The sequence below is a fragment of the Streptomyces sp. NPDC043876 genome (genome assembly GCF_056435825.1).
The window spans coordinates 819,582-832,458 of record NZ_JBWKDV010000003.1; the positions used below are offsets into that span (position 1 = coordinate 819,582).

12 protein-coding genes are annotated in these 12,877 nt (G+C 70.6%); 6 read left to right on the forward strand and 6 right to left on the reverse strand.

Annotation, left to right across the window (positions count from 1 at the left end; all coding sequences use genetic code 11):
* Window positions 1-138 precede the first annotated feature (138 nt).
* Window positions 139-1,209, forward strand: coding sequence for a hypothetical protein (locus tag AC0693_RS13180; protein WP_478801764.1), 1,071 nt, complete (start codon window positions 139-141; stop codon window positions 1,207-1,209).
* A gap of 89 nt (window positions 1,210-1,298) precedes the next feature.
* Here the strand turns inward: AC0693_RS13180 and AC0693_RS13185 are convergent, their stop codons facing one another.
* The 6 genes from AC0693_RS13185 to AC0693_RS13210 all read right to left on the reverse strand — a co-directional run bounded on the left by AC0693_RS13185 (window position 1,299) and on the right by AC0693_RS13210 (window position 6,368).
* A complete protein-coding gene (locus AC0693_RS13185) occupies window positions 1,299-1,577 on the reverse strand; it encodes a hypothetical protein (protein ID WP_478801867.1) in 279 nt (92 codons plus the stop codon).
* Window positions 1,578-1,625: 48 nt separating this feature from the next.
* Window positions 1,626-2,087, reverse strand: a complete 462-nt coding sequence (locus AC0693_RS13190) for a hypothetical protein (protein ID WP_469318351.1) — start codon at window positions 2,085-2,087, stop codon at window positions 1,626-1,628.
* Between the two features lie 153 nt (window positions 2,088-2,240).
* Window positions 2,241-2,978 (reverse strand): dienelactone hydrolase family protein, encoded by a 738-nt coding sequence (locus tag AC0693_RS13195; protein ID WP_478801765.1) that lies wholly within the window; start codon window positions 2,976-2,978, stop codon window positions 2,241-2,243.
* A 101-nt stretch (window positions 2,979-3,079) separates the two neighbouring features.
* Entirely contained in the window at window positions 3,080-3,328 is a 249-nt protein-coding gene (locus AC0693_RS13200) for a hypothetical protein (RefSeq protein WP_469318353.1), read from the reverse strand.
* Window positions 3,329-3,437: 109 nt separating this feature from the next.
* Window positions 3,438-4,199: a MerR family transcriptional regulator gene (locus AC0693_RS13205; RefSeq protein WP_478801766.1), complete on the reverse strand. Its 762-nt coding sequence runs from the start codon at window positions 4,197-4,199 to the stop codon at window positions 3,438-3,440.
* Window positions 4,200-4,343: 144 nt separating this feature from the next.
* Window positions 4,344-6,368 carry a hypothetical protein gene (locus AC0693_RS13210; RefSeq protein WP_478801767.1) on the reverse strand — a complete coding sequence of 675 codons (2,025 nt, stop codon included), beginning with the start codon at window positions 6,366-6,368 and terminating at the stop codon, window positions 4,344-4,346.
* Window positions 6,369-6,583: 215 nt separating this feature from the next.
* Here AC0693_RS13210 and AC0693_RS13215 point away from each other — a divergent pair, with 215 nt between their 5' ends.
* From AC0693_RS13215 to AC0693_RS13235, 5 genes are read left to right on the forward strand one after another with little or no spacing between them, the layout of a single operon-like run.
* Window positions 6,584-7,942: an ABC transporter substrate-binding protein gene (locus AC0693_RS13215; protein ID WP_478801768.1), complete on the forward strand. Its 1,359-nt coding sequence runs from the start codon at window positions 6,584-6,586 to the stop codon at window positions 7,940-7,942.
* On the forward strand, window positions 7,939-8,889 hold the full coding sequence (locus AC0693_RS13220; protein ID WP_478801769.1) for a carbohydrate ABC transporter permease: 951 nt from the start codon (window positions 7,939-7,941) through the stop codon (window positions 8,887-8,889). Before AC0693_RS13215 ends, AC0693_RS13220 begins: the two co-directional genes overlap by 4 nt.
* Complete coding sequence (locus tag AC0693_RS13225; RefSeq protein ID WP_478801770.1) at window positions 8,886-9,716, forward strand: carbohydrate ABC transporter permease; 831 nt, start codon at window positions 8,886-8,888, stop codon at window positions 9,714-9,716. Before AC0693_RS13220 ends, AC0693_RS13225 begins: the two co-directional genes overlap by 4 nt.
* A gap of 2 nt (window positions 9,717-9,718) precedes the next feature.
* Window positions 9,719-11,551, forward strand: coding sequence for a glycoside hydrolase family 36 protein (locus AC0693_RS13230; RefSeq protein WP_478801771.1), 1,833 nt, complete (start codon window positions 9,719-9,721; stop codon window positions 11,549-11,551).
* The gene (locus AC0693_RS13235; protein ID WP_478801772.1) at window positions 11,548-12,555 is read left to right on the forward strand and encodes a LacI family DNA-binding transcriptional regulator; all 1,008 of its coding nucleotides are present in this window, start codon (window positions 11,548-11,550) and stop codon (window positions 12,553-12,555) included. The genes AC0693_RS13230 and AC0693_RS13235 overlap by 4 nt, the downstream gene beginning before the upstream one ends.
* The last annotated feature ends 322 nt before the right edge of the window (window positions 12,556-12,877 follow it).

Here is a 12,877-nt window from a genome sequence, read left to right on the forward strand (position 1 = left end):
GGTTACCCGGCGTTTCGTTGGTCATGGTCGCCCCTTCCGGCTTGTAGTTGTATAGTACAACCATAGAGCAGTTGTATATGCCAACTATCTGCCGGTGGGGTGTTCCGCAGCCCGAGCCGACATCGGAGGTTCCGTCTCATGCCCGGCCACACGACCGCCCCCCGCCACCCGGGAAAGTCAGCCCGCAACCCAGAGCTCCGGCACGTGCTCACCCACCTGCTGACCCCCCTGCTGATGTGCCTCGGGATGGGCCTCGCCTACATGGGCGCCTTCGTGCAGCCGGAGCCCCACCACCTGCCGATCGCCGTGGTCGGCGAGGGGCCGCGCACCATGGTCATCGCCCAGACCGTGAAGGACCGGGCCGGTGACTCGCTCGACGTGCGCACGGTGGCCCGTCGCGCCGACGCGGTGGAGCAGCTCAAGGACCGCCGCATCACCGGCGCCTACGTGCCGAGCGACACCGCACCCGAGCTGATCGTCGCCACGGCGGCCTCCGACACGGGCGCCACCGTCGCGGAGAAGATCTTCACCCCGGTCGCCGCCCGGCAGGGCGTTGCGCTCACCGTGACCGACGCCGTCCCGAACGTCGACGACGACCCGACCGGCCAGGGGCTGTTCTTCCTGCTCGTCGCGGTCAGCATCGGCTCCTACGCCTCGGTGGCGGTACTCGGCGGTGCGGGCGCCACCCTGCGCATGCGCAGCCGGGCCCTGCTCGTGGTCGGCGTATCAGGTGTCGTCAGCGCGATCGGCGCCCTGCTCGCCGGACCGGTCTTCCATCTCGCCCATCACGGACTGGCGGGAGTCTGGGGCCTGAGCTGGCTCTACTCCGCGGGCATCCTGTTCATCGGAGTCGGCCTGCACACCTTCCTGAAGCGCTGGACGACGCTGGCCATGATGGTGCTGTTCGTCATGCTCAACTTCACGAGCTCCGGCGGACTGTTCCGGCCGGAACTGCAGAACGGGTTCTTCGGCGCCCTCAACGCCTTCTGGAACGGCGCGGGATACATCGGAGGGCTGCGCAGCCTCCTCTACTTCGGCAGCGACGACCTCGCCCGGCCGGTAGCCACCCTTGCCCTCTGGCTGCTCCTCGGTCTCCTGCTCACCGCCACGGCCGGACTCGTCGAACGCCGCCGCTCCAGCGGAGAAGAGGACGCGAGGAGGCGGGACGCGACGGTGGAGGAGGAAATGGAGGAGGCGGTCGGCGTCTGACGCCGGGCCGGTCGGCTCGTACCGCGAGCCGACCGGCAGTTCCACCGCGGCGCCGCCATGCGTGACGGCTCCTTCGGCTACGCGGCTGCTCAGCGACGCCGGCGACGGGTCGGCAGGGCGCTGGCGACGCCGGCCACGTGAAGGGCGAGCAGCATCAGGCCGAGGAGCATGACATTGCCGGACGAGAAGACGTGGTTCGTCGAGATTTCTGCCGCGTTGATCAGGAAGCTGATGAAGAACAAGACGGCGGCGGCAATACCAAGCATTACTGCTCCTTCCAGAAGGTGAGCTCCTTCTGCCCCGGCATCCCGATTGCATGCAGGATCGGCCACCGCCACCGCCACCGCCACCGCCACCGTCACCGCCACCGCGACCGTCGAACCGGGTCGGGGAGGGCCGGGCGCTGGTACGGCAGGTCAGGTCTGGCACTGGGAGGTGGCGGCGCTGGACCAGTTGCTCCAGGCACCTCCCGCCGGCCGGACGTGGACGCGGATCGTGATCTTCGCGTTGACGACGAAGCAGACGCGGGTGGAGCTGGCGATTTCGACGGGGCCGACGGTCGAGCGGCGCTGGACGAGGGTGCGGCCGCTGCCCATCTTGGTCCAGTCGTCGCCGTCGCCGGCGACGTGGAGGAAGGCTTCGTACTCCACGTAGGTGGCGTGGGCGCGGGTGTTGGTGATGACGGTGTGGGCCTTGATGTCGCGGAAGAAGAGCTTTCCTTCCTTGAACTTCTCGGCGCTGATGCAGCCGTTGGCGCCGATGCCCTGGGTGGCGACGGAGCCGCCGCAGGCGACGGCGGCGGCATGGGCGTCGGCGGAGGGGATGAGGACGGCGAGGGCGGTGGCGGCGGTGAGGGCTGCGATCTGTCGCAGGCGCATGGCGTGTCCTTGTCTGCCGGGGATCCGAGGCTATCCAGCAGCGGGGTGGGAGCGTCGCTCCCGCGAGTGCTTCTCGCGGGACCCACGGCAGCGAGGGGAGGGACTGTCAGTGCACGACGCGGACCAGGCCCGGCGCCGGGCTGTTCGCCCGGGTCATGCTTCCGGATCCCCCGTCAGGGGTAGGCACTCGGCGAGCAGGTTGACGACGTCGCTCCAGGCTCGCCGTGCGTGCTGTGGGTGGTAGCCGACGCCGGGGACCGTGGGGTGATCGACCGGCGGGTGGTGGAAGGCGTGCAAGGAGCCGCCGTACACCGTGAGGCGCCAGTCGACGCCCGCGGCCTGCATCTCGTCGGTGAACGCGTTCCGCTGCGCGGGCGCCATGATCGGGTCTTCCGACCCGACCCCGGCCCACACCGGGCAGCGAATGCGCGCTGCCTCGCCCGGCCGGCCCGTGGTCGTCGCGTTGACCGTCCCGATCGCTCGCAGGTCGACGCCGCTGCGCCCGAGTTCCAGGGCGATGGCGCCCCCGGTGCCATAGCCGATGGCGGCGATCCGGTCGGGGTGGGTCCGCGGTTCGGCGCGCAACACGTCGAGCGCCGCATGGCCGATGCCCCGCATCCGGTCGGGATCAGCGAGCAGCGGCAGGCAACGGGCCAGCATCTCCGCGGGGTCGCCCAGATAGCGCCCGCCGTGGAGGTCGAAGGCCAGCGCTACGTATCCCAGCTCGGCGAGAGCATCCGCTCGGCGGCGCTCGACGTCGCTGAGCCCCATTCCCTCCGGTCCGAGCAACACCGCGGGCCGGCGGTCGATCCCCGCCGGGAGCGCGAGGTGCCCGATCATCGTCAGACCGTCTGCCGGGTACTCGACCGTACGTGTCGTCATCGCCGTCATGAGGCCGGACTGTAGTGATCGGCGAGCCCGTCCCGTCCGGGTTCTGCGGTCGGCGAAACACAGGGACCCCCCGATCCGGGGATCCTGGACGTCATCGGCAGCTACCAGCCGACCTCCACCGGCCCGATCGGCTGCAGCCCAGCCTGCTGGGCGAGCCCTTCGGCACGCTCCACGTCACCTTCGCGGAAATGGATGAGGACCGTGTGGTCGGTGGCGAGTACATCGCGGTATACGTCGCGGCTGTTGATGGCGATCTGGACGTACCCGTCCTTGTCGCGAATTCCCAGGCCGAGTTGGGCAACGGCCGGCCAGCTGAAGACGTCCCAGTCGATCGACGGCAGCCGCGGCACGGATCGCGGTTCGCGGTCGAATCCGTCGCTGACAGCGGGACGTTGCGGCGGTCCCCTGTGCTGCCGCAACCTCCCGCTGACAACGGAACGAACACGTGGAGCCCGCTGGTCAGCTCAGGCGGGTGTCGGCGTACACGGCCATCGCGTCGCGCTGGTAGACGGCAAGACCCTCGGCGATCTTGTCGAAGTTCGGGCGGAACTGCGGGTCGTCGACGTAGGTCTGGCCCAGCCCCTTGTAAGCCGTTGCGTTGGGCGTCCAGAACCGGCAGACGCCCTGATAATGGGCGTCGATCTCCGCCTGCACCGTGGGATCGGCCACCGGGGTGCCGGCCGCCATGAACTCGGCGATGCGGATCATCTGTGCCGTCACCTCACGCTGCCACTGCTCCGTGTCCTCGGCGGTGAGCGTCTCGATGACCTGCCGGGACTGCTCCCAGGCTTGCGGCCACCGCTCGCGCGCCTGGTCCGACTGGCGTGTGCCGTCGAACCCCTCGAACAGATTCTCCGGCCTGTTGATCTTCGGCATGTCGCTTCCGTCCTTTGCTTCCTCGAGTTCGGCGATGGTGCGGGCGACGGTGCGAGCCAGCGTGTCCAGGCGGTCCCGTTCGGCCACGAGCCGCAGGTGGTGCGCCCGCAGGGCCTCCACCTGGTCGACCTGCTCGGCCAGCACCGCCCCGATCTCCACGAGTCCCAGGCCCAGCTCCCGCAGTACGAGGATCTGCTGCAGTCGCAGCAACTGCCCCTCCTCGTAGTAGCGGTAGCCGTTGTTCCCCACCAATGCCGGAGGCAACAGGCCGATCTCGTCGTAATGGCGCAGCGTCCGCGACGTCACACCCGACATCCGGGCCACTTCCGCGATCGACCAGGCCATTGCCGTCTCCTGTCCCGAACCCGACCGGACTGTCCGGCCACACACGACGGTAGAAGTTGACGTAGCGGCAAAGTCAAGCGCCGATGGCGGGCGCGCCCGGGCCCCTGCCGGACCACCTGGCCCTCGACCCCCGTCGCCCCCGGGTCAGCCCGCCTGGACGGTGATCGTGCGGCCCGGGGTGACGGTCGGGGTCGCGTAGGTGTACGTGACCCCGTCCACGACCTTGGTGCGCGCGGGCTGGGGCACTCCGTCGATCGTGAGCGTGGCGTAGGTGCCGGGGAAGCGGGCCTCCCAGGTGTACGGGGCGGTGCCCGAGGTGTGGGTCAGGGTGGACTTCGTCGCCCCGTCGTGGCGGAGGGCGAAGGTCGAGTCGCCGATCCGGAGGTCGTCGATCCGCAGCCAGTCCATGCCCGAGGGCAGCCGGGACCCCGTGCTCAGGGTGTGTGAGGGTGCGTCGGGGGTGACGCCCAGCAGCCCTTCGACGGTCTGGCCGAGCAGGGTGAAGGAGACCTCGGGGTAGTCCCCGTTGGCGCCCTGCTTGGTGTTCACGTGCTGGATGTCCTTGTGGTCGTAGACGTCCTTCATCCACTTCCAGCCGGTGTCGTTGCGGTTGTTCCGGAAGAACGTGTCGGGGAGGTACGTGAGGGCCTCGATGTTCGAGGGGCGGCCCGTGCCCGAGGCCTGCTGGTCGATGTAGTCCAGGTAGGCCTCCCGGCGGGGACCGGGGTCGATGATCCGCTTCATCGGCATGAACCAGCTGTTCTCCTTGCCCCAGCCGGTCAGGGCGCGCCCGTCCGTGGTGTAGCCGCGCACCATCGCCGCGCCCGAACCGGTGCCGGACCAGGTGGAGTTGAAGTAGGCCTTGAGATCCCGGGCCTTGGCCTCGTACCGGTCGGCGAGGGGGCCGTCCCCCTTGGAGCGGGCGAGCGAGACCATCGCCAGGTAGGCCTGGTATTGGGAGCCGATCGCGTCGCCGGCCTCGGCGAGCGGTTCGCCGCTCTGCTCGTTGTAGCTGGCGGTGCCCTGGAAGATGCCCTGGCCCGTGCCTTCGGCCACCTTGACGGCGCCGTTGTCCTTGAGCCCGTCGTGCAGGGCGACGAATTCGTCGGTGGCGTGGCGGTAGAACTCCCACAGGGCGGGATCGTCGAGGTAGGCGCGGTCTCCGCTCCAGCGGTACGCCTCCTCGGACTTCTGCACCAGCTCGAAGGTGGCGGGCACTTCGCGGACGAAGTCGGTCGGGCCCTTGTAGTCGATCGACAGGTAGGTCGAGGTGTCGAAGTTGATGGCCCACGCCGGGTAGTACGCGTGCGCCGCAGTGGCGGACGCGGCGAAGGAGCGGAGCATCGACTTGTTCTCGGCGTGCAGGGCGAGGACTCCCGCGCCGGACGACTGGTGGGCCATGTCGCGCGAGTAGTAGCCGCTGCGGTTGGCGTAGCCCGCCCAGTAGGAGGCGGCGTAGGTGCCCGTGCCGCTGCCGCCGGTGCGGTTCTCGTCCACGTTGAGCGGGCCCTTGGTGCCGGGCAGGTGGACCCAGCTGTTGGCCTTGCGCTTGGACCAGTCGAACATTTCGACGATCTTCGGGTCCGAGGAGCTGACCCGGGGGTCCGCGGGGGACGAGGGGGAGAGCATCACGTCGTCGGCGTTGACCCAGCCGTCCCCGGATTCGAAGGCGATCTCCAGGACGTCGCCGGGGGCGAGCGCGATCCGACTGAGCGTGTAGCGACGGTAGTTGGAGGCGCTGGGTAGCGCGAGCGCGGCGGCGACCGCGCCGTTCACGCGGGCTACGTAGCGGCCGTTCGGCCCGCCCGTCGCGATCCAGGCGGATATGTCGTACGTGCCCCCGCCGGTGGCCTTCACCGTCTGGGAGACCTTCTTCCCCGCCCCGCCGTCGAGGTAGACCAGCCGCGCCGCGCCGTGCGGGTAGTTGGTGGCGACGCCGGTGCCGGAGGTGAACCGCCAGCCGGTGCGCCCCTGTTCGAAGCCGGCGTTGGTGACGGTCAGCAAGGCGGGGGCGAGGACGGAGGCGGGGGCGAAGGCGGGTGCGGATCCGACGGCCGTGCCCGTCGGTTCCACCGGTTCCGCCGCCGAGGCCGGGACGCCGAGGGTGAGCGGGGCGAGCGGCAGGAGCAGGGCGAGAGCGGACAGGAGTGGCACACGGGAACGCGTCATCGGGTACTCCCTGGTGTGGGCTGGGCGCGGCGGACGGGCATGGCGGAGCGGGCGGCACGCTAGCAACCGGTTCGCAGAATTTGCAACGGTCTTGTCAGAACCTGCTGTTGGATCTAACTGAAAGATTTCATTGGAGTCTTGCAAGTACTCGTGACGCCTGGCTACAGTCCTGGCCAGTCGGCTTCCGCAACGGTGCGAGCAGGGGTGGGTCAGGTATGGAACTGGAACGTCGGAGAGTGCTGCGGACGGTGGGAGCCATCGCCGTGGGGGCCGGGCCGCTCGTCGGCCTGACCGCTTGCTCGGGCACCGGAGCCGAGGGCGCCGGCGGTGAGGGCGGGGCCCCGGGGGAGAAGGGCAAGGGCCGGATCACGGTCTGGTCCTGGCAGGGCCCCGCCGCAGAAATGAAGGCCCTCGTACCGGAGTTCAACAAGAAGTACCCCGGCATCGAGGTGAGGGTCGAGGACATAGGCAACCCGGCCATCTGGGACAAGATCACCACCGGACTCGCGGCCGGCGGCCAGGGACTCGCCGACGTCCTGCACATCGGAGTCGACTACCTGCCCGGCTACGTGGAGAAGTTCCCCGGCGGTCTCGCCGATCTCGCCCCGCTCGGCGCGGACGCCTACCGGGACGCTTTCGCCCAAGGCCTGTGGCAGACCGTGTCCCCCGACGGAAAGCGGGTCAACGCCCTTCCTTGGGAGGCCAATTCGGGGGGCTTCTATTATCGGGCCGACCTCTTCGAGAAGGCCGGGGTCGACGCCGGAGCCCTGCAGACCTGGGAGGAGACCATCGAGGCCGGCAAGCAGATCAAGGCGAAGACCGGCGCCCACTTGCTCGGCATCGACAAGCCCGCCTCCCAGGCCGACGCCGCCAACTTCTTCCAGATGCTGCTCCAGCTCCAGGGCGCCTTCTACTTCGACCTCGCCGGGAACATCACCCTGGATTCCCCGGAGGCGGTCAAGGCCATGACGCTCATCAAGACGATGAACGACGCCGGCCTGGTCAGCGATCTCGCCGGCGGCTGGAACGCCCTGATGAGCTCGCTCAAGCAGGGGACCGCGGCCGTCCTGCCCATGCCCACCTGGTTCGGCGGCATCATCGAGGAGCAGGTGCCCCGGGAAGCGGGCAAGTGGAAGGTTCGGCTGCCCCCGGCCGTGCGCCGGGGCGGAGCCACCGCGGCCACGGTCAACTCCACCCACCTCGCGGTGGCGGGCGGCAGTAAGCACCGGGCCGCCGCCTGGTCGTTCGTCGAGTTCGTGCTCACCCGGCCGGCCTCCCAGGTGCGGATCTACCGGGGCAAGGGGATCGCCCCCGCCCTGATGCAGGCCTACGAGGACGCCGTCTTCCACGAGCCGTCGCCCTTCTTCGGCGGCCAGAAGAAGGGTGAGGTATTCCTGGAGGCACTCAAGGCACCCTCGCCCGCGTTCAATTACACCGCCGACTACGCGCGGGCCCTCAAGCTGGTCACCGACGCCCAGTCCAAGGTGCTGCTGAGCGGCGCCGACCCGGCGAAGGTGCTCAAGGAGGCCGCCGACCAGCTCGGCCGGCAGACCGGACGCAAGGTCTCCCGGTGACCACCCCGTCTACGGAGTCCGCCCCGGCCGCCCGGCTCGTCGGCCGCGCTGCACCGGCCGTTCCCGCGCGGGGGACCATCCGGCGCCCGCGGGCGGGCCGGCGCGTGGCCCCGTACCTCTTCGTCCTGCCCGCGCTGCTCCTCTTCGGCGCCTTCAAGCTCTACCCCATCGGCCGGTCCTTCGTGATCAGCCTCCACAAGACCGTCGGCGGGACCGACCGGTTCGTCGGCGCGGACAACTACGCGCGGCTGCTCCACGATCCGCTGTTCTGGACCGCCCTGAAGAACACCGCGGTGATCCTCGCCGTCCAGGTACCGGTCATGCTCGCCCTCGCCACCGGACTCGCCGTGGCCCTCGACTCCACCGCCCTGCGCGCCCGCGCCGTCTTCCGGCTCGGCTTCTTCCTGCCGATGGTCACCGGCCTGGTCGCCTACGGGATCGTCTTCTCCGTCCTGCTCAACAAGGACTACGGCCTGGTCAACTGGCTGACCGGACTCGTCGGTCTGGACCCGTCGCCGTGGCTGACCGACCCCCTGTGGGCGAAGGTCTCCCTCGGCCTCGCCCTGACCTGGCATTACACCGGCTACAACGCGGTGATCCTGCTCGCCCGGCTGCAGACCGTGCCCGCCGAGCTCTACGACGCCGCGGCCGTGGACGGGGCCGGGCCCTGGCACTCCTTCCGCCACGTCACCCTGCCGGGCCTGCGCCCCGCGCTGCTGCTCACCACCGTGCTCTCCACCATCGGCACCCTGCAGATCTTCGACGAGCCGTACGTGCTCACCGGCGGCGGCCCGGACAACGCCACCCTGACCATCGGCGTGTACGTCTACCAGAACGCCTTCAAGTACTTCGACTTCGGCTACGCCTCGGCCATCGCCTACGCCCTGGCCGTCCTCATCGGCATCCTCGGCGTGATCCAGTTCCGTTTCCTGGGGGAGAAAGCATGACCGCCGCCCGCCACCGCGGCAGCAGCATCCTGCTCACCTCCGGACTCGCCATCGCGCTGGCCGCCGTCCTGGTCCCCTTCTACTGGCTCGTGGTCGCCGCGACGCACAGCTCCGGGGAGATCTTCGACAGCCCGCCGCCCCTGCTGCCCGGCGGCCACCTGACGGAGAACCTCCGGACCCTCCAGGACACCGCGCACTTCGGCCGGGTGGTCCTCAACTCCCTCGGCATCGCCTTGATCTACACCCTGTGCGCGGGCGCCGTCTGCACGCTGGCCGGGTACGGCTTCGCCAAGTACCGCTTCCGCGGCCGCGAACCGCTCTTCGGACTGCTCATGCTCGGGCTCGTGGTTCCCGCCCAGGTCACCCTCGTACCGCTCTTCCAGCTGATGGCGGAACTCCGCTGGCTGGGCACCTACCAGGCCGTGATCATGCCCAATCTGGCCCTGCCCTTCGGCATCTTCCTGATGCGCCAGTCAATGGCCGCGCTCCCCGACGAACTGCTCGACTCGGGGCGCATGGACGGCTGCGGCGAACTGCGGCTGTTCTGGAAGGTGGTGCTCCCGCCCATGAGACCGGCGCTGGCCGCCCTGGCGATCTTCCTCTTCCTGTACCAGTGGAACGATTTCATCTGGCCGCTGATCGTCCTGCGCGACAGCGCCACCTTCACCGTTCCGGTGGCGCTCGCCTCCCTCCAGGGCCTCGACGAGACCGACTACGGAGCGATCCTCGCCGGAACCGCGGCCGCCGCGATTCCGATGGCCCTCGTATTCCTCGCGCTCCAGCGCCAGTTCGTGTCCGGCCTGCTCGCCGGCGCCGTGAAGGAGTGACCGTGACCAGTGCCCTGACCAGCGACGCGACCGGTGCCGTAGCCGGAGACGCGACGAGCGCCGTGCCCACCGCGGCGCCCACCACCGAGCCCGTCACCACCGCGGGGCTGGCGCCCGCCGCCGAGCAACCGCTGCTCGATGAGGTCTCGTTCGCCGTCCTCGCACACGCCCGGGGCGTCCACCCGGTCTGGACGCTGGCCGAACTCCCCGACGGGCTGCGGATGCTGGAGGTGCGGGCCGACGGCGCCCCCGTCGAGATCCGCTTCTCCGTGCCCCTCGGCGACGCCGCCGGATACTGGCACCCGCAGGGCGGATGGCGGCGCACCCTCCTCGCAGACTGGGAGGGCCGCTCCCGCGTCTCGCTGGTCGACGGCCACGCCGCAGGCTGCCTCTACGACCACGACGGCGCGACCCTGCTCACCTTCGGCGCCACCGACCCGGTGCCCGAGGCGGAGCTCCGCTTCGGGGTCTCCGAGGAGAACGACACCCACGTCGTCCACCTCCGGCTGCCCGCCGCACCGCACGCTCACCGGATCCTGCTCGTCCCCCGCGCACCCTCGGTGGCACGGGCCATGAGTGCCCTGCGCGGCTGGTTCGACGCCGAGCTCGCTCCCGCGCCGGTGCCCGACGCGGCCCGCACCCCCGTCTACTCCACCTGGTACGCCTTCAACCAGGACGTCAGCGCCGCGGCCGTCGAAACCCAGGCCGAACTGGCCGCCGGACTCGGCTGCGGAGCGCTGATCCTCGACGACGGCTGGCAGGAGCAGGGCCACGGGCGCGGGTACGCCGGCTGCGGGGACTGGGAGCCGGACCGGGCCAAGTTCCCCGACTTCGCCGCACACGTGGCCCGGGTCCGAAGGCACGGGCTGAGCTACCTCGCGTGGGTCGCACCCCTGCTGCTCGGCCCCGGCGCGGCCTGCCACGGCCGCTGGGCCGCCTGCGCCCCCGTCCCCGCCACCGTGCCCGGGGCGCACGTGCTCGACCCCCGCCGCCCGGAGGTGCGCGCGCACGTCGTCGGGTTCTGCGTCCGGCTGGTCCGCGCGTACGGGCTCGACGGACTGAAGCTCGACTTCCTGGAACAGGCCATGGTCTACGTCGGCGACGGCGCGGGGGACGTCGGCGTGGCCATGGTGGCCCTGCTGACGGAACTGCGCGCCTCCCTGGAATCCGTACGCCCCGGCGTACTGCTGGAACTGCGCCAGCCCTACACCGGCCCCGGGATGGCCCCCTTCGGCAACATGCTCCGCTCCGTCGACTGCCCGGCCGACGCCACCGCGAACCGGGTCCGGACCCTGGACACCGCACTGCTCGCCGTCGGCGGGGCCGTCCACAGCGACATGCTCCTGTGGTCGCCCGGGGCGCCCGTGGCGGCGGTGGCCCGGCAGCTGATCGGGGCCCTCCACTCGGTGCCGCAGATCTCCGTACGGCTGGACCGGCTGCCGGCCGCCCACCGGGAAGCGGTCGGGTTCTGGCTGGGACGGTGGCGGCTGCACCGGGAACTGCTGCTGGACGGGGAGGTGGAGCCGGGCCGGCCCGACGAGCTGTACCCGCTGGTGCGGGTGAGCGCCGGGGACCACTGCCTGCTGAGCGTGCACGGGGACCGGGTCGTCCCTCTGGACTTCTCCGCGTACCGCCGTTTCGACCTGGTCAACGGCTCGGACCGGGACCGGGTGATGGTCGAGGTGCTCGGCGGCGGCGCGGTCAGGGGAGTGGTCCACGGGCCGGACGGCCGTATCATGGACGGTCCGCCGTCGTACCTGCCGGAGGGAGCTCGCTCGCTGGCGGTGCCGCGCGGCGGTCTGGTTTCGCTCACGATCACGGAAGGACCACGATGAAGGTCGGGATCACCGAGGTCGCCGCTCGCGCCCAGGTCAGCGAGGCGACCGTCAGCCGGGTGATCAACCGACGCCAGGGAGTGTCGAAGAAGACCCGCGACGCGGTCGAACAGGCCATGGCGGACCTCGGTTACGAACGGCAGACCCAGGGCCAACTGGTCGCTGTGATAACCGAGTTCGTGTCCAATCCGTTCTTCGCCGATGTCGCCGAGCGCATCGAGTCGGCGCTCGCCCCGCACGGACTCAAGACCATTCTGTGCCCGGCCTTCCCGGGCGGGGTCCAGGAGCGGGACTTCATCTCCGCGCTCGTCGACAAGGGTGTCGCGGCCGTCGTCTTCCTCTCCGCGTCCAACACCGTCGAGGGCGCCGACACCGAGACGTACGAACTGCTGCGCCAGCGCCGGGTGCCCTACGTCGGCATCAACGGCGAGTTCGCGGACGGGGTGGCGACCCCGGTCTTCTCCACCGATGACGCGCTCGCCGCGGAGCTGGCCGTCGACCACCTCCACCGCCTGGGCCACCGCAGGATCGGGATGGCCTCCGGCCCGGCCGGCAACCAGCCCGCGGACCGGCGCGTGCGGGGCTTCCTGGAGGCCATGGCCAAGCGGGGCATCGAGGAGCCGGAGCGCTGGGTGATCCGGCAGTCCTACACGGTGGAGGGCGGCCAGGCCGCCGTCGCACCGCTCCTCGCTCTGGGTGCCACCGCGATCGTGGCCGCCAGCGACTACATGGCCCTCGGGGCGATCCGGGGCATCCGTCGGCAGGGACGCGCGGTGCCGGGCGACGTCTCGGTCGTGGGGTACGACGGCTCGTCCATCACCGAGTTCACCGACCCTCCCCTGACCACGGTGCGCCAGCCCGCCGACAGGCTGGCCCTGGAGGTCGGGCGGAGCGTACTGGCCCTGGTCAGCAATCGGGACGTGCCCACGGGGGAGCTGCTGTTCGACCCCGAGCTGGTCATCCGGGCGACCACGGGACCGGCCCCCGCGGCGCCCGGGGCCTGATCCGGGGCGGGGCGCCGGGGCGGGGTCAAGGGGTCACGGCTTGGACGAGGTCCGTGCCCGGAGCCCGGTCCCGGCACCCCGGCTGCCCAGCCCGATGCCCGGGGCCGCGTAGACATGGGCCGCCACATAGGTGTGCCGGACCACCGCAGGGTCACGCCGGCGCTCAGACCGGGCCCGCACGCGGCCGCCCAGACGTTCCTCACCGCGCAGACCATCAAGCTGCCGGCCTGTTCGCCGGAGCGGGCGTGACGATCGTCCCCCTGGTCGTCATGTTCCTGGTCGCCCAGCGCCACATCGTGACGGGCATCGCCACCAGCGGCCT